At 41.5% G+C, this 24,024-nt stretch carries 23 protein-coding genes and 1 tRNA gene; 11 read left to right on the forward strand and 13 right to left on the reverse strand.

From position 1 onward, the window contains the following. Positions 1 to 7: 7 nt before the first annotated feature. Positions 8 to 1,372, forward strand: a complete 1,365-nt coding sequence (locus tag DP114_RS06295) for a TrkH family potassium uptake protein (protein WP_169268626.1) — start codon at positions 8 to 10, stop codon at positions 1,370 to 1,372. Positions 1,373 to 1,536: 164 nt separating this feature from the next. Then, complete coding sequence (locus DP114_RS06300) at positions 1,537 to 2,232, forward strand: potassium channel family protein (protein WP_169268625.1); 696 nt, start codon at positions 1,537 to 1,539, stop codon at positions 2,230 to 2,232. A gap of 97 nt (positions 2,233 to 2,329) precedes the next feature. On the opposite strand, the gene queA is transcribed toward DP114_RS06300, so the two are convergent. Next, entirely contained in the window at positions 2,330 to 3,496 is a 1,167-nt protein-coding gene (gene queA / locus DP114_RS06305) for a tRNA preQ1(34) S-adenosylmethionine ribosyltransferase-isomerase QueA (RefSeq protein WP_171975718.1), read from the reverse strand. Positions 3,497 to 3,731: 235 nt separating this feature from the next. Between queA and DP114_RS06310 the strand changes: the two genes are divergently transcribed. Continuing rightward, positions 3,732 to 4,121 (forward strand): hypothetical protein, encoded by a 390-nt coding sequence (locus DP114_RS06310; RefSeq protein WP_169268623.1) that lies wholly within the window; start codon positions 3,732 to 3,734, stop codon positions 4,119 to 4,121. 40 nt (positions 4,122 to 4,161) lie between these two features. Here DP114_RS06310 and DP114_RS06315 read toward each other — a convergent pair whose 3' ends face one another. Continuing rightward, positions 4,162 to 4,746: a YraN family protein gene (locus DP114_RS06315; protein ID WP_169268622.1), complete on the reverse strand. Its 585-nt coding sequence runs from the start codon at positions 4,744 to 4,746 to the stop codon at positions 4,162 to 4,164. A 14-nt stretch (positions 4,747 to 4,760) separates the two neighbouring features. On the opposite strand from DP114_RS06315, the gene DP114_RS06320 reads away from it, so the two are divergent. Next, positions 4,761 to 5,276 (forward strand): pentapeptide repeat-containing protein, encoded by a 516-nt coding sequence (locus DP114_RS06320; protein WP_169268621.1) that lies wholly within the window; start codon positions 4,761 to 4,763, stop codon positions 5,274 to 5,276. Between the two features lie 68 nt (positions 5,277 to 5,344). Here the strand turns inward: DP114_RS06320 and DP114_RS06325 are convergent, their stop codons facing one another. From DP114_RS06325 to DP114_RS35700, 4 genes are all read right to left on the reverse strand, one after another. Beyond that, positions 5,345 to 5,761, reverse strand: coding sequence for a heavy metal-responsive transcriptional regulator (locus tag DP114_RS06325; protein WP_171975719.1), 417 nt, complete (start codon positions 5,759 to 5,761; stop codon positions 5,345 to 5,347). Positions 5,762 to 7,660: 1,899 nt separating this feature from the next. Beyond that, entirely contained in the window at positions 7,661 to 8,314 is a 654-nt protein-coding gene (locus DP114_RS06330) for a transposase (protein WP_246163076.1), read from the reverse strand. Continuing rightward, a complete protein-coding gene (locus tag DP114_RS34770; protein WP_339379319.1) occupies positions 8,247 to 8,588 on the reverse strand; it encodes a hypothetical protein in 342 nt (113 codons plus the stop codon). Before DP114_RS34770 ends, DP114_RS06330 begins: the two co-directional genes overlap by 68 nt. Positions 8,589 to 8,803: 215 nt before the next feature. After that, complete coding sequence (locus tag DP114_RS35700) at positions 8,804 to 8,935, reverse strand: hypothetical protein (protein ID WP_256379346.1); 132 nt, start codon at positions 8,933 to 8,935, stop codon at positions 8,804 to 8,806. A 593-nt stretch (positions 8,936 to 9,528) separates the two neighbouring features. Here DP114_RS35700 and DP114_RS06335 point away from each other — a divergent pair. Then, positions 9,529 to 9,900 carry a hypothetical protein gene (locus tag DP114_RS06335; RefSeq protein ID WP_171975720.1) on the forward strand — a complete coding sequence of 124 codons (372 nt, stop codon included), beginning with the start codon at positions 9,529 to 9,531 and terminating at the stop codon, positions 9,898 to 9,900. Between the two features lie 99 nt (positions 9,901 to 9,999). Here DP114_RS06335 and DP114_RS06340 read toward each other — a convergent pair whose 3' ends face one another. The 6 genes from DP114_RS06340 to DP114_RS34775 form a co-directional block, all read right to left on the reverse strand. Further along, complete coding sequence (locus tag DP114_RS06340) at positions 10,000 to 12,678, reverse strand: DEAD/DEAH box helicase (RefSeq protein WP_169264447.1); 2,679 nt, start codon at positions 12,676 to 12,678, stop codon at positions 10,000 to 10,002. Between the two features lie 114 nt (positions 12,679 to 12,792). Next, a complete protein-coding gene (gene proC / locus DP114_RS06345; protein ID WP_169264446.1) occupies positions 12,793 to 13,605 on the reverse strand; it encodes a pyrroline-5-carboxylate reductase in 813 nt (270 codons plus the stop codon). A 100-nt stretch (positions 13,606 to 13,705) separates the two neighbouring features. After that, positions 13,706 to 14,299: a cell division protein SepF gene (locus tag DP114_RS06350; protein ID WP_169264445.1), complete on the reverse strand. Its 594-nt coding sequence runs from the start codon at positions 14,297 to 14,299 to the stop codon at positions 13,706 to 13,708. 417 nt (positions 14,300 to 14,716) lie between these two features. Then, positions 14,717 to 15,388 carry a YggS family pyridoxal phosphate-dependent enzyme gene (locus tag DP114_RS06355; protein WP_169264444.1) on the reverse strand — a complete coding sequence of 224 codons (672 nt, stop codon included), beginning with the start codon at positions 15,386 to 15,388 and terminating at the stop codon, positions 14,717 to 14,719. Further along, the gene (gene pipX / locus DP114_RS06360; protein ID WP_169264443.1) at positions 15,385 to 15,663 is read right to left on the reverse strand and encodes a transcriptional coactivator PipX; all 279 of its coding nucleotides are present in this window, start codon (positions 15,661 to 15,663) and stop codon (positions 15,385 to 15,387) included. Before pipX ends, DP114_RS06355 begins: the two co-directional genes overlap by 4 nt. A 427-nt stretch (positions 15,664 to 16,090) precedes the next feature. Next, positions 16,091 to 16,291 carry a chorismate-binding protein gene (locus DP114_RS34775; protein WP_318284410.1) on the reverse strand — a complete coding sequence of 67 codons (201 nt, stop codon included), beginning with the start codon at positions 16,289 to 16,291 and terminating at the stop codon, positions 16,091 to 16,093. Between the two features lie 313 nt (positions 16,292 to 16,604). Between DP114_RS34775 and DP114_RS06370 the strand changes: the two genes are divergently transcribed. The 3 genes from DP114_RS06370 (at position 16,605) to DP114_RS06380 (ending at position 19,705) form a co-directional block, all read left to right on the forward strand. After that, a tRNA-Val gene (locus DP114_RS06370) sits at positions 16,605 to 16,676 on the forward strand. A 256-nt stretch (positions 16,677 to 16,932) separates the two neighbouring features. After that, positions 16,933 to 17,823, forward strand: coding sequence for a phosphate/phosphite/phosphonate ABC transporter substrate-binding protein (locus DP114_RS06375; protein WP_169264442.1), 891 nt, complete (start codon positions 16,933 to 16,935; stop codon positions 17,821 to 17,823). A gap of 619 nt (positions 17,824 to 18,442) precedes the next feature. Next, positions 18,443 to 19,705, forward strand: a complete 1,263-nt coding sequence (locus DP114_RS06380) for a serine/threonine-protein kinase (protein ID WP_171975721.1) — start codon at positions 18,443 to 18,445, stop codon at positions 19,703 to 19,705. 296 nt (positions 19,706 to 20,001) lie between these two features. On the opposite strand, the gene DP114_RS06385 is transcribed toward DP114_RS06380, so the two are convergent. Beyond that, entirely contained in the window at positions 20,002 to 20,925 is a 924-nt protein-coding gene (locus tag DP114_RS06385) for a c-type heme family protein (RefSeq protein WP_169264454.1), read from the reverse strand. Between the two features lie 556 nt (positions 20,926 to 21,481). Here DP114_RS06385 and DP114_RS06390 point away from each other — a divergent pair. The 3 genes from DP114_RS06390 (at position 21,482) to DP114_RS06400 (ending at position 23,889) form a co-directional block, all read left to right on the forward strand. Further along, positions 21,482 to 23,356: a serine/threonine-protein kinase gene (locus DP114_RS06390; RefSeq protein WP_171975722.1), complete on the forward strand. Its 1,875-nt coding sequence runs from the start codon at positions 21,482 to 21,484 to the stop codon at positions 23,354 to 23,356. 69 nt (positions 23,357 to 23,425) lie between these two features. After that, positions 23,426 to 23,650, forward strand: a complete 225-nt coding sequence (locus DP114_RS06395; protein ID WP_169155193.1) for a type II toxin-antitoxin system HicB family antitoxin — start codon at positions 23,426 to 23,428, stop codon at positions 23,648 to 23,650. Beyond that, positions 23,650 to 23,889: a type II toxin-antitoxin system HicA family toxin gene (locus tag DP114_RS06400; RefSeq protein WP_169264439.1), complete on the forward strand. Its 240-nt coding sequence runs from the start codon at positions 23,650 to 23,652 to the stop codon at positions 23,887 to 23,889. The genes DP114_RS06395 and DP114_RS06400 overlap by 1 nt, the downstream gene beginning before the upstream one ends. Positions 23,890 to 24,024: the final 135 nt, after the last annotated feature.

Consider the following 24,024-nt stretch of genomic DNA (forward strand, 5'->3'; position numbering starts at 1 on the left):
AATTTCTATGACTGTTTCTCGGACGATTTGCTTAGGATTTCTCGCAGTCATTATTGTAGGAACTATCCTGCTGATGATGCCTTTTTCTACCAGTGATGGTGCGTGGAATAACCCAATAGTTGCTTTATTCACCTCAACATCAGCAGTTTGTGTGACAGGCTTATCAGTGGTAGATCCAGGCAGCTATTTCTCTTTTTGGGGTCAATTCTTTATTGCGCTTTTAGCACAAATTGGTGGTTTAGGCTATATGACAACCACCACATTTTTGATTATGCTTATTGGTCGTAAATTTGACCTACGACAAAAAGTTGCCATTCAACAAGCTTTAGACAGACCTGGAATGCAAGGGAGTGCTCAAATTATCCGCTCTATTATTGCAACAACGTTGATTTTTGAAATCACAGGTATCTTTTTATTACTATTCGCTTTTGTTCCCAAGTATGGATGGAATCAAGGACTTTGGTTAGCGATTTTTCATAGCATTAACGCTTGGAATAATGCTGGTTTCAGTTTGTTTAAAGATAACTTAATTGGATACCAATCATCGTTTTTAGTTGTCTTCACGATAACGGTATTAATTATCTTTGGGGGTATTGGTTATCAGGTCATTTTAGAAAGTTACTTTTGGTTGCGCGATCGCGCCTTGCGCGGCTCCCTGCTGGAGCATCGCCTACTCAAAAAACAAACAAATCTCTTCTTATCTCTAGATTTTAAAGTTGCTACTAGCACAACATTAATTCTTTTAGTCCTTGGGACAGTTGCGTTTTTCTTTGTTGAATTAAGAAATCCGGAAACTTTTGGTAATTTGAGTTTGCCTGACAAATTATTAGTCGCTTGGTTTCAATCTGTAACTCCTAGAACTGCTGGATTTAATACCATAGATATAGGTAAAATGACAAATGCTGGTTTGTTTATTATGATTGCACTCATGTTTATTGGTGCAAGCCCAGGCGGTACAGGAGGCGGACTTAAAACGACAACTTTAAGAGTTCTGACCAGTTGTACTCAGGCAATTCTTCAGGGAAAAGAAGAGGTTTTATTGTACGATCGCAAGATAGCAATAAATGTCATTTTAAAAGCTGTTGGAGTTTTTATTGGTTCTGTAACAACTGTCATTGCATCTACTATTTTAATTGCACTAACAGATCCAAAATTAGAATTTATTCAAATATTTTTTGAAGTTGTATCAGCCTTTGCTACGGTGGGTCTTTCCACTGGCATTACGGGCAGCGTATCTGCTGCCGGAAAGCTCATATTAATTGTGACAATGTATATTGGCAGAGTCGGTATTTTACTACTCATGTCAGCTATGCTCGGAGACCCCAAACCGACTAGGATTCATTACCCAGAAGAAAACTTACTTGTAGGATAATGGAGTACTGACAGAAGAAGAAATAAAAAATCACTCATAATCAATGATTTTATCATCTTGTATACCAAGATGATAAAATCTACAGAATAAGAAAAAAATAGTTTTTACAAACTTGTTATCACCGAGTTTGTACTAAAAAAACAGTGTTAATAAGGATAACAACTGTGAATTTGGCATCATTAGGATTTTTTCGTAGTCTGCGTAAGGACAATCAGCAGTTTGCTGTTATTGGGTTAGGTCGTTTTGGTCGTTCAGTCTGTTTAACACTGCACAAATTCGGCTATCAAGTGCTAGCTACAGATATAGATGAAAAACGGGTAGCTCAAGCCTTGACTGAGCATATAACTGGTCATGCTTTACAATTAGATTCAACTGAACCAGCAGCACTAAAAGAAGCTGGAATTTTTGAATTTGATACGGTCATTGTAGCAATCGGAAATTACATCCAAGAAAGCATCATCACAACATTGAACGTCAAAGAAGGTGGTGTACCTCATGTCATTGCAAAAGCTTCTAGTGAAGTTCATTGCAAATTGTTGCACAAAGTGGGAGCAGATCACGTTGTGTTTCCGGAGTATGAAGCGGGTTCTGCTTTAGCGCGAACACTTACAAAACCCTCTATCCTAGACAGATTTGATCTTGATCCAGATAACAGTATTGTAGAGTTGATTGTACCAGACGAATTTCATGGCAGAACAATCGCTGAATTACAACTTCGCAACCGCTATGGTTTAAATTTGCTGGCTGTTAGTCAAGATGGTAAATTCCAAATTAATCCTAATCCCAGTCAGCGTCTTGATCGCGGTTCGGCAATGGTTGTGATTGGCTGCAATAAGGATATTAATCGCTTACCTATTTGAATCAGTTATCAGTTATCAGTTATCAGTTATCAGTATTTGTTTCCCATAACCTTGGTAAGTATTCACTGTTCACTGTTCCCTGTTAAGCGTTCACTGTTTACTGTTCACTGTTAAGCGTTCTTGCTTCTGGCAAAATCAACATTGCATCACCAAAAGAATAAAAGCGATATTGAGATGATATCGCTTGCTGATATATATTTAACAAACGTTGCCGACCAATTAAAGCACTCACCAACATCAGCAAGCTAGAACGCGGTAGGTGAAAATTGGTAATTAAACCATCTACAACTCGCCATTGGTAGCCGGGGTAGATAAACAAATCGGTTTTGCCAGAAAATGGTTGCAACTCACCTTTGGCTGCAGCTCCTTCTAATGCGCGTGCTACTGTTGTACCTACAGCAACAATTCGGCCACCAGATGCTTGAGTTGCACGGATTTGCTCTACCGTGGAGGAAGGCACTGAAATCCATTCTTCATGCATTTTATGGGTTTTTACGTCCTCCACTTCTACAGGGCGAAATGTTCCTACGCCAACGTGTAATGTGACAAAAGCTTGATGAATTCCGTGATCGCCCAACCTCTGTAGTAATTCTGGCGTAAAGTGAAGCCCTGCTGTCGGAGCTGCTACTGCTCCTGGAACTTTAGCATAAACTGTCTGATACTGAGCGCCTTGGGCATCAGATGCAGTGATGTAAGGTGGTAGAGGAACTTCACCAAATACATCCAACATCTGTACTAAAGACATCCCCTCTGGTAAATTGAATTGCAAAAGACGCCCTCCAGTCGCCTCGTCTGTTTCTAAGACTGTCGCAGTGAGGGAGGATGGGGAAGATGAGGAATTTGCCTTTGCTTCAAAAATAATCTTCGCTCCCCGTGTGAAACGTTTTCCTGGCTTGACTAAGGCTAACCAACAATTATGCTGGCGTTCTTCTAACAACAATACTTCTATTTCCGCACCAGTAGATTTACGACCATACAAACGTGCCGGATAAACTTTAGTATTATTCATTACCAGTAAATCACCAGATTTGAGTTGTTCTGGCAAACTTCGGAAAATACAGTGTCTTGGTTCTACTTTTATACCTGTATCCTGGGCATTTACTACCAAAAGCTTGGAATGATCCCTGGGTACCACTGGGTTTTGGGCTATGAGTTCTTGAGGTAATTCATAGTCATATCCAGTTAGGGAACGATCTAATTCCAAGTCTTCCTTGTGAGGACTAGATATTGGGTTTAAATTGGTTTTGGCTCGTTGTTGCTGCATTTATATTTCGACTGTCTAAAAACTTGTTTTGGCTTTTTTTATAGAGAATCCCGTGATCCCCACCGAATTATCCTTCTATAACTTTGTCATGAATGCAATTAGCTCACACGGAAATACCTGTATGAAAATTGGGTAAACCTCCCTATCTAAAAACGGGGGCTTTTACCCTAGCCAGCACTAGGGTCTTTATACGGATAATAAAAAAGTAGGATTGGCTTTGATCCCAAACACACCGATGGAATACTTATATTACCTGGCAAATGCCAGTCTAACTCTAAGAGTTGTTCAATTCTTGCACGGTAAACCCCAAATACCTGTTTCGTTCGTCACCGTCATTCATCAGATTGATGGTTGGGTGGTGAGAGTCAAACTAAGACGTCACGTCTCACCTCAAGAAGATGGGGATATTCGGGCTTTTCTCAGTGAATTAGGAATTAGCTACGAGCCAAAAATGCGGGTACAAATGGCGTTTTGGAGTTTAGAAGCAGGACAGTGTCCAGTTGACGTGATGCGTCGCTATCAGGTAGCGATCGTCTCTCATGGTAACCCAGAAAAAGAGGAAATAGAGGCGTTCCGGCAACAGTTTGTCAGAGGTTTGGGCTATTGTCCAGAAACACTAGCCTGATACCTTTGACTTATATTACCTGTTATATGACGATATAGGTTTAAGTATCAAAAGCTGCTGGAATATATTCTTGTAGCATCAACAAATATCCATTTATTGATAAAGTGGCTATAGCTTGTTCAGAAATTGTAGGCGCAGTGAACCCTTCGGCTGCGCTTAGGCTGAACCCTTGTGATATTTGTTGACAGTAGACAATAGCAACATCAAATTGACAAGGGTAGTCTGCCTTCTGGGGATATTTAGCTAAGAACATTAAAGACGTTTGTTGGAGTTTTGTTTGCTTCTGTTTTGTGATGGCGTTTCTTCCCCCTGCATCCCAATTATCTCGGCTGCGAGTTTTCACTTCCACAAATGTCAGTATGGGAGATGAGGAAAGTGAAGGAGTCAAAGAGTGAAGGAGTGAGGTTTCCCTTGTTCCTTCACTCTGTGTGTTTGTCTGTGCTCTTTCTTGCTGTTTCCTTGGCTGTTGCTGTCCATCATATTGGGCAATGATATCAATTTCTCCGTTACGGTAACGCCATCGACGGTGCAAAATGACCCAACCATTGGATTGTAACCATTCAGCTACCAGGTCTTCTCCTGCGATACCTATATCGAGATAATGATATGGAGAATCGTCTGCCATTGGTGAAAAGTACAATGAGTAAGTTCAGCAATCGAATTTGGGTAAACACACTCAGTTTATTACTTTGGGTTGTCATTTGCATCACTGCATTTGTTGGTTTTGCAGGTTTTGCTCCAGAAGCTCTAGCAATTGACTACAATAAAGAAACTTTGATCGGGTCTGATTTTTCAGGACGTGACTTGACAGACTCCAGCTTTAATCAAACTAACCTCCGCAACAGTAACTTTAGTCACTCTAATTTGCGCGGCGTCAGTCTGTTTTCTGCAAAACTGGAATCAGTAAATTTTGAAGCAGCTGACTTAACAAATGCTATTTTAGACTCGGCTCTTTTCACTAAGACAAATTTGACAAATGCGGTGTTGGAGGGTGCTTCTGCTGCTAACGCCAGGTTTGATCGTGCTATTATTGACGGAGCAGATTTCACTGATGTGCTGCTGCGTAAATATGAGCAAGAGAAATTGTGCAAAGTCGCCTCAGGTACGAATCCAACTACAGGACGCAACACCCGCGACAGCTTATATTGCCCGTAGCTTCAGCTACACAACAAACCGGGGGCGTGAAAACAGCTTTTCATTTTAGGGTATCTCCCTACCGTTGTTCAATGGTTCTGAATTATGGGACAGATTGTATCTTGCGGCTTTGTTGATAAGCTGTTCCATCCGGACAGTAATCCTCTCAATTCTTCTCGCAAGGTCAATAACTGTTCAATTTGTTTATCAATATCTAATATCTTATCTTTCAGCTTGTGATGAATTTGATCACAGGCTGGTTTACCTCCGTCATAAACTTCAAGAATTTCGCCGATTTCTTGCAAGCTTAAACCTAAACTTTGAGCACATTTAATAAAAGAAAGACGAGTCAACACATCTGATGAGAATTGGCGGAAACCTCCTTCTGTTCGTCCGATAGACTGAACTAAACCCAAACTTTCATAGTAGCGAATTGTCCTAATAGGAACTCCGCTCAAAGCAGTCACCTGACCAATTAAAAACAAATTTTCATCTTGATTCAACACAGGTCAAATACCTTATGCGTAGAGTTTTCTCTTTATTTTAAGATGTAAGCTAACAAGCAAAAAAACTTCATAAGTCAACCTGAAAAAACATAAAATACGATTCTTGCGATCGCTTTGCTACCCTTTACGTTTAATTTGGTTGATTTACTTATTAATTGCTAATTGTCAACAAAATTTTTCTATGCGTTGCTAAAGTCTCTACTCAACTAAAGAGTTTAGTATACCATAAGTCTCTTAACTTAGATTTAGCATCTAGAGGACTTACCTGGAACAACGTAACTATAGTCCGCCAATACCAAAGCAAGGATGCGCCTGCAAAGTGCTGTTTATACATAGTCGTTTTGTGGATACTCTACTATTGTTGTAGATACTTGTGTATTGTTTTGACTTCTAAAGACGAGCTCATAAAAAACCCCACTGGCTCACGCCACATGCCTCAACGCGGGAGACCAGCCCACGGTGAGACAGCGCTGCGCAGGAGGTGACGACAACCGGCTGCGGTCCTTGTTTCCCGACAGCCAGGCATCTGGCGTAAGCGCAAGCGCACGCCAAGGGCATACCCGAAGGGCAGTGGCTCGCCTACACCCCTACACTCCTACACCCAAAGCTATTGGTCAAACGCAATAGCAGTCTACGCAGGCGATCATTAACTAAATCTGTAGTACTGTATAGGTGAACTGCTGAGTGGTATGGCTGTGTTCTTTGGGGTGTCGGCGACAGCTCTCATTTTCTTAAGGATATTATTTTTGCCTTACCTTTTAGAAAAAGAAGTGGCAAAGCCACTTCTGCGTAATTCCCAGGTAGAACCTAAAAAACAGTATAACTTTTCTAAAAAGATGAAATGGTATGATTGTACACTTGTTAACTAATATATTTCTTTGAATTGCCTTCGTGATGTTGCGGATGTTTGAAGTGCTTGGCTAAAACAAGCGAAAAATCTGCCAGTAGAGGTATGAGATGGAAAAATCAGCTAAGCCTTATGAAAACTGTGGGTAATGAGGACGACAAACCAATCAATCACGTTCGGTGGGCGAAGGTGAGTGGGTGTGCAGGCGCAACAGATGTATTTAAGGGTGCAAGGATGCAGGGGAAAAAAGCGGCGAGGACGTCTTCCTCCCCTCATCTGACTTGCACAAGATGCACAAGATGCGGGGGAGCGGTCTAATTGTATCAACCTTAAAGTGAAACGATATAACTCAACTTATTGCAGAAGATATAGTAATCCTCCGCAGTAATTTGACCGGGACGATTTTAGATTTTAAATTTTAGATTTTAGATTGGGGGTTGGTCGGTACAAGCCCCGTCCTTCTAGGACCGAATTAATTCCTCAATTCAAAATCCGCTCATTTTTACTGGAGTTTAGACTAAGCAACAAGAAATGACCCAGCAGGGCTGATATCATGTCCGGTGAAAGACTTATCATTAAGACGGCTCTTAGCAGGGGGCTCTTAGCAGGGAGAAAGAGGATTTCCCGGTTTTTGCACAGATTTTGTAATCACAACTAATTAGCCGGACATGATATGAGTTGATAAAACACAAGCTTTAAGCAAGAAAATCTTTGATATTAAGCCGATTTGGGTTGTTCTTTGCGAGGCTTATTGTGCTTTTTGTGACGATAGGATAGCGAATTCTACGTTGTCGAGGTTGTGCTGGTTTCCAGCCTGGCGACTTTCCGCGTGGTTGAGGGGATCGTGCAGGAGTACTAATCGCCCTTCGGGTTCGCAGTCGCTACAACGGGGGGAACCCCCCTTCGGGTTCGCCAGATGCCTACGGAGGGAAACCCTCCTGCAGCACTGGTCTCACCGCAACGCGCTGCGAACCGCTAAAATTCCTCCCATAGCTTGAGCAACTCTTCCAGGAGTCAATTTGTCCATTGACTTTTGCCAAGGTAGGGGATTATCAGCCAACTTTATCACGGGCTAACCATAACTCCCAAGTAATCATTGGCATCAAATCACTCCAGCGCTCACACTGTTTTGGGGTACTTAGTTTAGGAAGTGTCCAGTGCAGGCGTTGCTTCAAAAAACGATACCAGTGGTCAACGGTAAAGCGACGCAAATAAAGTAGCCAAACTTCCGATAGTGGAGGCATTTCTTCTCCTACCCAAGCCAACCATAAGGGTTTTGACACTCTAGCGCAACCTTTTTGGTCAAGACGCTCAACCCTGATTAATGACATTGGGCGCGTAGCCGTTTTACGGAAGTCTAAATTTTTCCATAAGCTAACCCTTACCCGCCCCAGTTTGAGATCGTTCATCTCCAAACTTTGAGTGGCTTCACCCCAAGTAGAAGGTTCATTGAGCTTGAACTTATCACCATGTTTTCTGGGACGACCTTTGCCAGAGTATAGTGGAGGTGCGCCCCACAAACAAAGATTTGAACGCAAACGGACAAGAATATCTGCTCGAATGTTGGCAGTCTTCAACATAAAAGGGGCACACCCATACTCACTATCCCAAACCGAAATTGGTCTAGTGGATAAATGCTCACACACTTGTTGTAGTTGCCAAGCTGCTTTCTCTATGGGGCAATCCCTGCCTAGTGATTCGCTCATGCCTCAAGGGTAATGCCCAACTGCCATTCGATTCTGGCACCCAAGCAATAGTACTATATCCCTGACCAATGGTAATTGGTTTATTTCCTCGTACAGCAGTGCTGCTATGCTCAATTGTCCTTTCCTGTAGAGTTACAGCATCAGGACGAGACCAAGCAGTGTGGTCACCAGCAAGCAAAGGACGACCAACAATCGGCATCTGTTTGATATATAACTGCATCAATTTCTGTCGCTGTGGTCTACTGTCTTGTAACGCTGAGTCCCAAGGGGACACGCTGAGTCGCAAGGCGACACGCTGCGCGTTCGCCCTCTGGGCGTGCGCTTGCGCTTACGCGAACGTAAATACTTGGCCACTTGCGTCGAAAAATTGGAGACACAGATAAATCTGCCGACCCATTGTCCCCTAAAAAATCAGGCAGCCTTACTACTACGAGTACTCGTCTTGGAACACTAATTAACCAAACAAAGGCTGCCTGATTTTTTTACGTGTTAGACCCCCGCCAAGCTGTAGGCATTACGGGTCAGTAGTATTGCATCAGTCAATTCAAAGGTAGCATCATGGGCTTTGCCTAAAAGCTTGTAAGCGGCTTGACGAAATTCTTGAAGTTTGACAAGTTTCATATTGGCAGGTGAGAGTTGGTGGTTCTTCTCTCATCTTCTGCCCAAGGGGGTCTGTGTTAATCACAGACTGCCTTTCCCAAAATTTTATACCAACAACACATGCTTTCCTTTGTTTACCGATCGCCTGCCTTTAGTCTAAACTCCAGTTTTTAAGCTCCTCACCTTTAGGGTGGAGTCAATCTAAAATCCAAAATCCAAAATCCAAAATTGGCTGACAATCTATTGGTTCAGATTCCTAACTTCTCGCTCGAAGTCAAGAATCTTATTCTTCACGTTCCTGCGTAGGGTGCCCATAGGACTTATAATTTAGGATTGTTATATTGCTGGCTTTTGGGGATAAAGAATCACTTTTTTAAGAGTGCTTTATAAGCACTAAAGATGAAAAGCAAAAAAAATTATGGTTATGATTATTTTGTTACTTTTCACCTGACAAAAGTTTAGCAAAAAATCTAGCTTGTTTTGTGCTATTTCATAAAGATTTCTTGGGTAAAAACAAATATAAAAAATTCTTGGTATTCCTGATAAAAACTCTATTGACCTGTAACAAGTAATTAGATTATCTTAGCAGTCAGCAAAATTGGTTAGAAAAACCCATGAACAAAAAACTTATACTTAATTTATTGTCTAGTTCCTCTATTTTTGTCTCGCTGATGTCTACTTTGGGAGCCATTTATCCCGCACACGCTGCTGCTAAGCAGGGATTAATCCACAAAAATGATCAGACCTGTATAGCCAGTCCTCACGCTGTCAACAAGTTAGTGTGTATCAAGGATTCACAGAGGAAGCAACAATCTCCTTCTACACCGACATCAAGCGTGACTACAGGGCAGGCTGCTAAGAATATTGCAACGGTTGCATTTACAGAAGAAGAAAGTGATCGTGCGATTCAGTTATTTGGCTGTGACTGTCCAGCTTGTATAAACTCTTTACGCAACTTGCAGGGGACTGGGAACCTCACGTATTAAGACTTTCCTATTTCGCGAGGAGTGCAACTTTTGAGTGAGAGTTCAGTATATTAGGACTTAGGACTTAGGACTTCAAACTCCCAATTCCTAACTCCTAACTTATCCCCCTACCTCGTTAACTGGGAACCTATCAATAAGCTGCATAGCACGATGGGCATTGCGCTGCAAGGATTGTGACAAATAGGGTACGTGGGGAATTTGCGATAATAGATCTAACGTACGACGTAAAATTCGCACCACATCACCTTCATCCAAACTCGTATTTTCACAAAGTTCTATCCACTCCATACCAAGCGCCCACTGCTCCACAAGGGCTATTAACTCAAACTCTAACCATATTGGTAAGGCTACATTATAACGACGTTGCAGTTGGAAGATCTTGCGACGAATCCCTCGCAATTTTGATAAAGCTTCTGCCACTGCTTCACTCAAGTCAAAGCGAACCATGCTATCTGGACGTGGGGTTTCTGTCACCAAAGCTGCGATCGCTGCTGCTAAGTGGTGTGGATCTAAGTTGTCCAATTCTCCACCCTCAAGTGCTAAGCCCAGCCACAACTCATTTTCTCCTCGAATGGCTGCAGCCATTTGTCCTAACCTTGTGGGAACTAGATTCTCCAGACATTGAAACTGCTGCAAAATCTCAATAAGATTGAGAAACTCTTCCCAATGACGCTGAGATTGTTGCTGTATTTGTCCCTGCATTAATTCAATTTCAGCTTCAAGTTCAACAACCTGTGTTCTGCGTTTGAAAACACTGACAGCGTCGCCTGATTGATGTAAGGGATGAGCCTCTAATTGCTCTTGCACAGCAGTGACGCGACGAAGTTGTTCTAGGACTTCTGGAGGCATAAATACAGCTTCGCTTGGCTCAGGAATTTGTTGAGTTATGATTGCGGTTTGCTCATCACCAACAAGCGACTGTCCCCGTTTCAATGGCATTTCTGGTGGTGGTAGCAACTCAGCAGGTATGTCAATTCGCGGTAGTTCTGCAAACAAATCTATAACATCAGAGGCTGTCGCTACATACCAGCGGTTATCTCGCCCCAAGCATACCAAGTAACAAGTTTGACTCGAACCTAGTGTTTTCCCTACTAACACTGCTGTTATGGGCGCAGGCATTGTGAAGTTTTTACTTTTGAGACTCAACAGTGTTCCCGACACTGCAAAGTCCAACATCATCCCCAATTCCTGTTGTCGGGCTTCCTGCGCTTGCTCTTGCAGCATTTTCAAGTTTAAGCGTTCTACTCGCAAGCGTTGCCGCAATTTTTCATAAACAGCCAGTTCTGCTTCGTCAATAGCAGCGATTTGTGCTTGAAGTTGAGCAAGTTCTGTTTGTAAGTGGGTGATGTATTCGTGTTGCGGTCGCAGGTGCAAGTTTGCCGAGTACTGCCCAAAGCTGCGTTCTACCAATTCCTTGGCTTCTTCCAAAGTATGAGTTTGCAGCAAGTTCAGCACCATGCCGTAACTTGGTGTAAATTGACTCACTAGAGGGTCGCTTTGGGATGTTGCCAAGTACGCTGCTTCTTTGGCTCCCTCAAAGGGAGTTTGTAACGTCACAACGTGACCCCGTTCATCCATTCCCCGGCGACCTGCCCGACCTGCCATTTGCAGAAATTCGGAGGCATTCAACAGCCGATGTCCACTATCAGTACGCTTAGAAAGAGTAGAAATCACCGTTGTCCGGGCTGGCATATTAATTCCAGCTGCCAAGGTTTCGGTGGCAAAGACAACTTTAATTAACCCCTGCTGAAAAAGCTCTTCAACAAGGACTTTCCACGCAGGTAAAATTCCAGCATGGTGTGCGGCTATTCCTCGGTAAAGCGGTCCAACGTGTCCGGAACGTCCAGCTTCCGGATTACGGCTTAAAAATTCGTCAATCTGCCAGCGCAATTGCTGCGCTTCTTCCTGATCCACTAACCACATATCGCTGCCCACCTCCGCCACCGCCTTATCACATCCCCGACGACTGAAGATGAAGTAAATTGCTGGCAGCATATCTCGTTCGTGTAGCTCGCCCAGAACTTGAATCATGCTGGGGGCTTCAGCTCTGACATTAGCTTTGCTTTTGTTTTTCTCTCCTTTTTTCTTCTTTCTTAGCAGGCGCTGGTTAATTTGGGTTTTGTCATCATTCAGTAGGGGGAATAACCCTTTGATGTTACCAAAGTGAAATTCCAAAGGAACTGGGCGATGATCGGAGTATATGAGGTCAGTCGGACCATGAACTTGATTTAACCAGTCGGTCAGTTCATCACTATTAGCAACAGTTGCTGAGAGCGCTACGAGTTGAATTTCACGGGGGCAGTAGATGATCGATTCTTCCCAAACTGTTCCCCGTTGGCGATCATTCATGTAGTGGCACTCATCCAGCACCATAGCCTCTACGTCTACTAATGAAATGCCAATTTGCCCGATGGGTGTGCCATAGAGCATATTCCGGAAAATTTCTGTGGTCATCACCAGAATCGAGGCATCTCGGTTAATGGAGGCATCTCCAGTTAACAGTCCAACATGGTCAAAGCCGAATTTTTCCCGAAAGTCACGTAGTTTCTGATTGGAGAGCGCTTTTAGGGGAGTGGTATAAAATACTCTTTTTCCACGCGATAGGGCGCGATATATAGCGTATTCCCCCACCAATGTTTTGCCCGAACCTGTGGGCGCACATACAACAACGGAACGTCCGGCATTCAAGGAAGCGATTGCATCCTTTTGGAACTGATCCAATTCAAATGGAAATATCGAACTTGGTTCAAGTTCTGGAGACAGCGCAGGGTAATTCACTCAATCACATTTGCAACCAAAACTGTTTACTATGGTAACGACTCTTTTGTCAACTTAGTTATGAGTCATTAGTCATCGGTCATTAGTCATTAGTTTTGAATAAAAAACAAACAACTATTTTCCCAATTCTTGTGAACGGGCTGTTGCTGCTTTGACTGCTTCAATTAAAGCTGAGCGAAACCCAGCTCGTTCTAACTGAGCTATACCAGCAATTGTAGTACCACCTGGACTGGTGACGCGGTCTTTGAGTTCTGCCGGGTGTATTTTTGTTTCATTTAAAAGCTTGGCTGTTCCAAAGACAGTTTGCAAGGCAAGTTGATTGGCAATTGTCCTTGGTAAACCTGCTGCGACTCCTCCATCAGCAAGTGCTTCTATAGCAAGTGCTACGTATGCCGGACCCGATCCTGATAGTCCTGTCACGGCATCCATCAGGTTTTCTGAAATTTCTACGACTTCTCCCACCGCTGAAAAAAGTTTCTTGGCGGTTTCGTGGTGGTTTGCGTTGGTGTACGCCCCTGGACATATGGCGGTGATTCCTGCTCCCACAGTTGCTGGAGTATTAGGCATTGCTCGAATGACTGGCAACTGGGGAAAAGCTGCTTCCAACTGATTTAATGTCACGCCTGCCAAGATGGATATCACCAGTGGTTTTGAAACTGTATCGATCACATCTGCCAATTCTTGGGCGATCGCACTAAACACTTGAGGTTTTATTGCCAAAAATACGACTTCTGTTGTTGGTGTGAAAACCAGACGATTATCGGCTGTCACATTAACACCATATTCGTCTTCTAGAAAACCTTGGCGTGAGGTTTGTGGTTCGCTAACTAGGACTTCTGAGCGTTGATAAATTTTACGAGCAATAAGGCGGGATAACAGGGCCTCTCCCATTACCCCGCCACCAATTAAGCCGAATTTAATAATCATTTTTCATTAGTCATAAGTCATGAGTCATGACTTATGACTCATTAGTATTTAGACAAAGAACTTTCGACAAAGGACTTTGGACTAATCACTCATTTTACGTTTATTGTGCCATTCTGTTAACTTCGTTTCCCCAAGCTGGGTTAGGTCCAGTGGAACGTGAGGGACGTACTGCAGGTTGAGGTACTTCATGAATAATTCCTGACTGGGTACTGACTTGCACACAGCTTGGAGTGAACAAAAATATACTTTCGCCTATCCGTTCTTGATGCCCATCAAGCGCGTAGGTACCACCAGCGACAAAATCTACTGCCCGTTGCGCTTGATCGGGATCCATTATTGTTAAATTTAATACTATTGACTTCCGTTCTCGCAATGCTTGAATTGCTTGAGGCATTTCTTCAAAGGTGCGTGGTTCTAGCACCAAGACTTCTGATATTCCATTAATTACTCCAGGCATACCAATCACATTGCTCATCGGCTTTGATCCTGCGGCACTTACATCTCCCATTGTAGGCACGGGTTCCCGCCAGCGTCGATTTGGCTCTGGAGGTTCTTGTGCTACTGGTTGTTGAGCATTTTGTTCCTGATACAGATTTCGGTAACTTTCTGTTTCTGGTTCTTCTTCATAGTACTCATATTCTACTTGCTCGTTTAAACCGACGAAGTCTCTAAGTTTGGAAAATATATTATTCATGGTTTACGCTCCTAGGGCTATTCACTCGTAAGGATATGCCAAAAACTGATGATGAAATCAATTTTTACCCTTGTAAAGGGGAGATTTTTGCGCTGTTCTATTCATATTTGTTCTACCCACTAGGGGTTTTTGTTTGAACAAACGCGAATAGAAAGTCTGTATATGTTTTTTAGGTAACAATGAGTCAAGATTATATCTTAACCGGTCGGTTTAGGGAAGTGATTTTCATCTGATATTATATTAACTTTTGCTTTTGTCAATACTATATCTTTTGTCACCGATTGAACCAGTGTTTCATGAAGTTTTTACCAACAAAGTTTTATAAAGAGTGTCGGAGCACAAAATATACTGAAACAAGGTATTTAATCGTACGATTAAATACCTTGTTATTCCGTGATTATACTTTGAAAACCAATATTAAACAGGACGTTCTCCAAACAAGATAGTTCCTAACCTTACCATTGTTGCGCCTGCTTGCACTGCCAATTTGTAATCCCCTGACATTCCCATTGAAAGATGATGCATTTGAACATTAGACCAGTTTTGTTCTTGAATTTCTTTTGCTAATTTACTGGTACTATTGAATACGTTGAGAGCTTCAGAATCATTTAATCCCAAAGGTGGAATTGTCATTAAGCCCTGAATTTGTAAATTTTCACATTGATCTAGAGCAGCTAAGTCAGCCAATAGTTGTGATGGACTCCAACCTGACTTGTTTGGATCGGGTCGTATTTTGACTTGCAGACAAATCTGAGGACTGATTTTTAACTCTTGTGCCAGTTGATTTAAGCGTTGGGCAAGCTTTAAATTATCTACGGAGTGAATCCACTGAAATTGTTCAATGGCTTTTTTGGCTTTGTTATTTTGCAAATGTCCAATAAAGTGCCAAGTTATGTCGCTTAAGTCTTGCAACACAGCTTGTTTGCTCGCTGCTTCTTGGATGCGACTCTCGCCAAAATCTCGAATTCCTGCGGCGTAAGCACAGCGTATGATTTCAGCAGAGACTTGCTTGCTAACAGCAATCAACCGGACTGAATCTGGTAGAGAGGAACCAAGGGTAATAATACGTTCGCTAATCGAACTGCTCATTGGAAAGTACGTTGGAAAACAGTCTGAAGTTGATCGTACTCCTGAGATTGCCCTGTACGACGCAGACTACGCAAGCGATTTTCAATCATCATTCTAGCCTCAGTGCGTCCAGTGGGCTGAAACTTCATACCTTTGACATCAGTTGTTACTATGAAGAATAAGCGTTGGGCATACAGTGTTGTGAACAACTCTTGGTTCTCGTCTACCATACAAATCCTATAGAGCAAACCCCAAGTTGGATGATTGATGTAAGTTTCCGAGTTGTCTAAGTTCATTTAATACTAAGGGATGAATATATATATTTTTGCAGTTGAAGAGAAACATTTTGACGACAAAGGACGCATTTCGTCAAAATTTTTGCTAAAAATCCCAAAAACCCCAAAGTTAAGAGCAAGCAGCACCTGGCCAACATAAGTAGCAGCAGGGGCTTGCGCTGGAGCGCGTGGCTCTTGTGGAGAAGCTTACGAATCGCACTTAGTGTGTCCTTAAGGACATAGAAGACTCCAAACTATACCCTACTTTGTACGTAGCTTGCCTCTGTTAGAATGCAGCATATACTAACACGAAGTGCGTGCAGCGCATACGAAAGTTTTCCCCTTTGTCCATGCAGATTGCCGTTCATTACTGAATAGCTCTAAATTACAGAAGAACAAACTACAGCGCATTGGTTCTAGTTCTTCAATCATTTTGAGCCAGCGGACTTTAGGACAACCTGTGAACGTGCCAACAAAGGAACATGGCTCGAATCAACTCAAGCACGCTACAATCAGATTTTAAGCTACCTTTGATGTTGCTGACAAGGTGGATAAGGTTGGTGTAATCCTCAATTATTAGCAATTCATTAACAGCAACAGTTTCGCATTCAGGCGTTATGCGTAGCTCTGCCGTAGGCAATCGCCCCAAAGGGGCGGCTCCCTGTGTCCTCCGGACACGCTACGCGAACGGAGCATAGCCCTAAATCATTGCGTTTCAAACTTACTAGCATAGCGGTGTTCAGCGGGTCTTGTGCTTTGTAATCGTGAACATGTAGAGTGATACACAAGATATAACAACTTAAACCCATTACTACTTTTTTGAGCTTTTGGACTTTGTGCCAAAGGACTTTGAGAAGCTTTGTAGGTACGCTCGTGCCACTGTAAATTCTAAAACACTAATGTCTTCATTCCATTTTTGAACTTTGGAACTTACTGCCATTTGTGCTATTATAGACTAAATTGGGCGATTAGCACAGTGGTAGCGCACTTCCTTCACACGGAAGGGGTCACTGGTTCAAATCCAGTATCGCCCATTTATGGAATTCTATTTAACGTTGAGAAGCGGCAAGCGTGGCTTGTTCAAATCTGCCATTCATCAAATTATTTAACTAGCTGTTGTTTCTAAGGATGGAGGAAACAATATTTGTTTGCCCGCTCATATTTTCAAATAGCAACACAAGTTTTAGGAAAAATTAATTTTTGAGATTAATTGCTATTATGTTGTACTTGAAATAGCGATAATCAATATGTCTCCATGTTAGATAATTTTCCGGAAATTGTCATTGAAGAATGAAAACCATTATTTCACGATATTTTTTGTTGATTAATCTCCTGATACTTATAGGATTACTAGCAACTGGATGCGATGATAAACAACAAGACATCAACTCGGAAAAACTAACTGTCGGTGTGGTCAGCTACGGCGAAGGAACTGTTTCTTTAGAAAAATACGAGCGCTTCAAAGACTACATAGCAAAACAAACTCAATCAATTGTAGAACTGGAACCAGCTTACAACGAATTGCAAGCTTTAGAGCAAATTCAACGCCAAAATTGGAAAATTGTTTTTGCGCCTCCTGGTTTAGCAGCAATAGCGATCAGCAAGGAACTTTATATTCCTTTGTTCTCGATGGAGGGAACACGTGGTAGACAACGCTCTTTACTGATAGTTCGAGATGATAAACCAATAAAAACAATAGCAGACCTGGCGAATAAAACTGTTGCTTTGGAAACAGCAGGTTCTGCAGCTGGCTATTATGTTCCTCTGTACGATTTGTACGGTTTAACCCTTGCTAAAATCCGTTTCGCTCCTACTCCCAAAACAGTATTGCAGTGGATCAGTGAAGGTAGCGTTGATGCTGGCGCACTATCTCAAACAGATTTTGAGCTTCATCAGCGAGAATTTAGTACAACCAAGTTTCGGATTTTACACACTAGCCGATCAATTCCTCCTGCGGTTGTTTTACTAGCACCAACTGTAGAACGGAATCAACAGCAGCAGATTCAAAAAGCAATGAACCAAGCACCTGGGGATATCGTAGCAGATGCAGGTTACGTCCCTGTAGCCAAAGTACCTAGCTACGATCAATTTATAAAATTAGTAGATAAAGTCAAACCTTTAGAAGAGCAAGTCAAGAAAACACCCGCCGTTTTACTCAATCAAAAATCTACCACTCCATAGTACCGCCCTCGTCACAAGCGGAGCCACTGCGGTCTTGCAACGGGGAATTCGCAGAATGAGAAATTCGCTACCTGACGCTGCTAACACATTCCAAATGAATATACCACAAGCTTTTCACTGATTTTGAATGGTGTTTTACTTCCACTATGACGTAATAGAGGGTTAATGGACAAGTGATTAACAAAAGACTACTTCAGAAAAATTCATAAAAGTTAATCATTGTTTCGCGTTTTTTTTGGAAAAATCTGCCGATACTTAATTAAGCTCTGATCCGGTTAGAGTGAGGAGTAATCAACTTAGTATAATATGAGTTATCTACCAAACAGATTTTTTTGCTGAAAATACTGTGTTTGATGCTGTAGTTATCATAGACAACCCTGATAGGATAAATCTATTAAAATTTTTACCTAATAACGTAAGTTGCTAGTTAGTGTGTATAAACGGTATTAAAGAATACAATAAATGACTTTTTTAGTATTGCTAAGTACTATAATTTGAGACTTTGTACTTAAAATTAGGCACTTTTTGATAACTAGCAACTTGGGTTTATAGACTTTGTTTTGAAAAATACCAAATTACTTATAAAGAAAAGAGCTTACAGAGCTAGGAGTGTCACCTTATGTCTCAGTCTTACATAATAAAAGCAGAAATTCCCTCTGGGACGATGATTGATAATCGTTATATTATTCAAAAACTTTTGGGACAGGGGGGCTTAGGAAGAACATACTTGGCGTATGATACTCGTCGGTTTAACGAAGCATGCGTCCTGAAAGAATTTGCACCCACGGGTTCAGGGGAGAATGCTTTAGAAAAATGTCGCAATTTATTTAAAAGAGAAGCAAGAATTCTTCACCAGTTGGCACACCCTCAAATTCCTCGTTTCTTGGCTTGTTTTGAAGGAGATGGTCGGCTGTTTTTAGTACAAGAGTTTGTGGATGGTAAAACCTATTCATTTGTGTTGCGAGAACGGCAAGATTTGGAAGAAACTTTTTCGGAAATTGAAGTTATACAGTGGCTAAAAAGTTTGTTACCTGTATTGGGATATATTCATCAGCACAACATCATCCATCGAGATATTTCTCCTGACAACATCATGTTACCTGATGGCGAAAATTTACCAGTGCTGATTGATTTTGGTGTGGGAAAACAGATAGCTAACCTGAATGAAAACACCACTCCTGACCACATGAGTTTTGTTGGTAAAATGTCCCTTGTGGGGAAAGTGGGATATGCTCCTCGTGAGCAAATTAGCTTGGGGTTGTGTTCTCCCTCCAGTGATCTTTATGCCTTGGGCGTGACTGCAGTTGTCTTACTAACAGGTAGAGATCCATCTTTTCTTATGGATCAGTACTCTTTGGAGTGGAGATGGCGTTCTTACACCAAGGTCACCAATGATTTTGCCAGAGTACTTGAAAAATTGCTAGCAGATACACCAAAGCAGCGATACCAATCCTCAAAGGAAGTTCTCACAGATTTAGAACGTCTTGGACAGTTTCAAGTAATGGGATCATCAACTGTTCTTGATTTCCCTAGCACAGTTATAGAACAGAAATCTCAACCTACATTCACCACACGACAGCCACACTACCAATATCCACAGACTACAGCAAGTTCGGCTAGAAGTTCATATAGTCAGCAGCAATACCCTGTTATTGAGCCACAACCACAACCACAACCGCAACAATCTTCACTCAATCCAGCTTTCATACAACGCTGTCAGCAAGAACTAGCTTACTACATTGGACCAATAGCAAGTCTAGTTGTGGAAGAGATTCTAGAGCAAACTCCTCAAATTTCGCCTTACCAATTTATTGAATTTTTAGCCAGGGAAATTCCTGATGCATCAGCAGGTGTTGAATTTAGAAAACACCTATTTTCATGAGTGTTTCGGGGGAACCAACTCATCCAAGTGCCTTCTTTGAAAAGAGAAACTTTAAGAAGAACGCAGAACACAGAACGCAGTAATCAGAATATCCCCACGGATAGAATCCGGGGAATTTCAGTGCGAAAAACTTTCTTTTTCTCCACGGAGAAATCCGCTTTCTTGGAACCAGTTCTCACCGAACCAGAACTCTTAACTCATAACGAGAAAACGCGTTTAATATTCTGAGTTCTGAGTTCTGAGTTCTGAATTCTTTCTTGGTCAAAAATATAGTTGTGACTTATTTGAGTTGCAGCTTAATTTCCTGCTGTTCCTCCAGTATTTCCTCCATGAGTACGTCTAATTCTTTTCATTGCCATTTCTAAACTTAATTTCATCCGTTTAAAAGCTTTGGCAAGATTACCAATTTCATCATTAGAAATCTGATCAAAATCAACTTCTAAATGCCCTGTGCTAACTTCTTCCGCGACACGAGTTATCCGCTTGAGGGGAATAATAACTTGTCGATGCAAAAAGACATTCACTAAAAGAATAACCACTATAAAAACAGTAGATACAAGTCCTATTATCTTCAAAGAAGATTGATTAGCTTTTTCAATCACTTTACTCGCCGGTAGTGAAATAAATTGAGCCGCCACAATTTGATTCAACTGCCAATTAAATCCATTAACTGCACCGAAACGCTCAATCATAGTTTTTGGTGCGACTTCAGGCGTGCTATGACATGTCAGACAACTTTCTTTGCTAATGGTTAGCGGACGAGCAATATAAAATATATCGCCTCCCGGAACCGAGCGAAATCCCCTCACCTCTTTTAAATTTTTATCTTTTTGGAAACCCTCTAAAATTCCCGTCTCAAAACTGTCAGCCTTATCCCGAAGATTAGTGGGATTAGTTGCTGCTTCTTTATAAAATAAATCTCGATATTCTGGTTTTTTTCTGAAAATTTCAAAGATTTCTCGTGCTGAATATGCAGATACCACTTGTGGCAAAAACTTTTCTTCCAGTTTATCAGCAAGTTCTGGATAGATTTGGGTAAGTGTGTACTCACGAACAGAAGTCATTGTATCGATGAGTGTTAAAGCTCGTGAGGCAATTTCATTTTCAGCATTCTGTCTTAGCAAAGCAGAAAGAGCCAATCCACTAAAGCTTAGACCGACTACAAGAATGACGACTAGCAAAATTGTAAATTTTTGTCTCAATTTTAAGTTTTTTAACATCATTTTATATCATGTGAAGATAATACTACAATGAGCAAATAATTAAAGGCATGTCTTAACCATTATATGGACAGACTAAGCATAAATAACTGACAATGTAGATGATTACAAAATAACTTTGTCGTATTCCGGATTACGTACACGAATTTGTCAAAAAATAGATGAATATCAATTTTTACTTCATGATTAAGTTCATGAATAAATCTTAGAAGTCATTTTTTGAAAAAATACTACATTGATCAAATTCCGGTTTTTCAAAAAAATATCTCCTAATTTAGAAAATAGAGCATAACAGCCTGAAACTAAAAATTTTAAAAAAATATTAAGATACTACTCATTTGCTAATAGCCTGTTTGTTAAGTTGAGTCCTAGACTGTTGACAGTGCCAGAATAAGACTAAGAGATAACTTAGTTCCAAATATACCTTACACGTTAAGCTTAGCGTGCAACTCCCGTGTAGGAGACACAAATTTAGAATTTCAAAATTTTCCCCTGAATCCTTACCCAGCTTTAATACCGTGCCAAAATAAATAGCATGGGGAGAGTTACTAATATAATGGTCTGGAATCCAGGACAGGCGTTGCTTGGGGGACGCTACATCATTGAAAGAAAATTAGGCGAAGGTGGAATTGGTATCACCTATCTCGTCGGAAATGAACGAAATGAACTGCGGGTCATTAAAACTCTAAGAGTTGACATCCTTAATGAGGATACCTGGAAACCGCATCAAAGCAAATTAAAGCAAGACTTCCGCGATGAAGCTGTTCGGCTTGCCTTGTGTCGCCATCCTCATATAGTGCAAATAGAAAATATTTTTGATGAAGGCGATTTGCCTTGCATGGTGATAGAGTACATCGATGGTGAAGACTTAGGCAACCGCCTTCGGCGAATGAAAGTCTTACCAGAAGCTGAAGCGCTTTTGTACATCCGGCAAATTGGCGATGCTTTAAAGGTGATTCACAGTAGAGGTTTGCTGCATAGGGATATCAAACCACGTAACATCATGCTTCGCGCGGGCAAATCAGAAGCTGTGCTGATTGATTTTGGTATTGCCAGAGAATTTATTCCCAATGTTATCCAAAGGCATACAGTGTATCGTACACCAGGTTTTGCCCCCCCAGAACAGTATGAATTGGAAGCACCACGGGGAGAATATATTGATGTCTATGCACTAGCTGCCACCTTGTATAGTTTAATCACTGGAGTGACACCAAGGAACGCTGATGACAGACGACATAACATTCCTCTAGAACCACCAAAACACTTCAATCGTAATATTAGTGACAAGGTCAATCAAGCTATCATCAGGGGGATGGATTTGCAACCCAGTCTCCGCCCGCAGTCCGTACAGGAGTGGGTGGATTTATTGGATGTTGAGATTCGCGAGGAACCGCCCACACAGGTAATCGTACACCGCCCAGTACTTCCGAATAATCAGTCTCCACCCCAAAATCAACAGCGAATCATACCATCTGTTGGCACTTCTGGAAACTGGCAATGCGTACATACCCTCAGAGGTCATTCCAGCATGGTTCTTGCTGTTGCTATCAGCTCAGATGGACAGGCGATCGCTAGTGCTAGCAATGATCATACAATTAAACTCTGGCAACTAGAAACTGGTAAACTTTTGCGTAGCCTTGGTGGTTGGTTTTCTGGTCATTCCAGCATTGTTCATACTGTCGCTTTTAGTCCCGATGGACAGTTAGTTGCTAGTGGAAGCTGGGATGAAACTATTAAGTTGTGGCAAGTCAGTAGAGGAAAAGAAATTCGTACATTAACCACTCATGGCAGCTGGATCAATTCTGTAGCCTTTAATCCAATACCTCTGAAATTTTCTTATCAACAAGAAGAAACTTACATGGGAAGGTGGATTTTAGCGAGTGGTGGCGCTGATAGCACTGTTAAGTTATGGATAGTAAGTACAGGCATAGAAATTAGCACTTTCACAGGTCATTCGGACTCAGTATGGTCAGTTGCTTTCAGTCCGGATGGAGAACTTCTAGCTAGTGGTAGCGCTGATAGTACAATCAAGCTTTGGCAAGTAAGTACAGGTAGAGAAATTCACACTTTTAGAGGTCATTCCTTCTTTGTTAATTTTGTTACCTTCAGCCCAGATGGGCGACTTTTGGTAAGTGCCAGTGCTGATGGCACTATTAAACTTTGGCAAGTCAGTACAGGGAAAAAAATTCACACTTTTACAGGTCATTCCGATGCGGTGTGTTCAGTCACTTTTAGCCCGAATGCACAGCTTCTTGTTAGCGGTAGTTGGGACAAAACTATTAAAATCTGGCAGATAAGGACAGGTAGTGAAATTTACACTCTTCATGGTCATTCTAATTACGTCAGATCTGTTGCCTTTAGTCCAGATGGACAGACTATTGTAAGTGGTAGTGATGACGATACGATCAAAATTTGGCGATGCTATTCCTAATTTTGGTAATGCACTTACTATTAATGTATTGATTGTTGCTTACAAAAATATCTGCTACTCAAGAAACTCATGAAACACATCAAACTTATAGTAGAAAAACATTCCGATGGTTATGTTGCTTATCCCCTTGGTATTAAAGGGGTTGTTGTTGGTCAGGGAGACAGTTATGAAGAAGCTTTAGCTGATGTGAAATCTGCTATTCGCTGCCATATTGAGATATTTGGTCAAGACGTTTTAGAAGAGGAATCACCTGTTTTAGAAGCCTTTGTCGCTGAAGCTGAGGTTTCCGTCTAATGGCTAAGTTTCCTGTAGATGCGTCCAAAGCCAGAGTTATTAAAACATTGGAATTACTTGGATTTAGCATTATCCGGGAAAGGGAGCATATTGTCATGGTACGACAAAATAATGATGGAACGCGAACTCCATTAACTATGCCTAACCACTCTTATATTAAGGGTTCAACGTTGAGATCCATATGTACTCAAGCAAGTATCTCGCGAGAGGAATTTTTAGCTGCCTATGAGCAAATGTAAAATTACCTTGACACTAAACCATAACTTCATGCGGTTAAATTCTTCTAACTCTCTAGATAGACTCGATATTTTCCAAAAATTGAAACAATAATCAGGGTAACCTTAATTTTGGCAATCTATCTTAGCTGAGACGCT

The organism is Brasilonema sennae CENA114 (assembly GCF_006968745.1).
GTDB lineage: Bacteria > Cyanobacteriota > Cyanobacteriia > Cyanobacteriales > Nostocaceae > Brasilonema > Brasilonema sennae.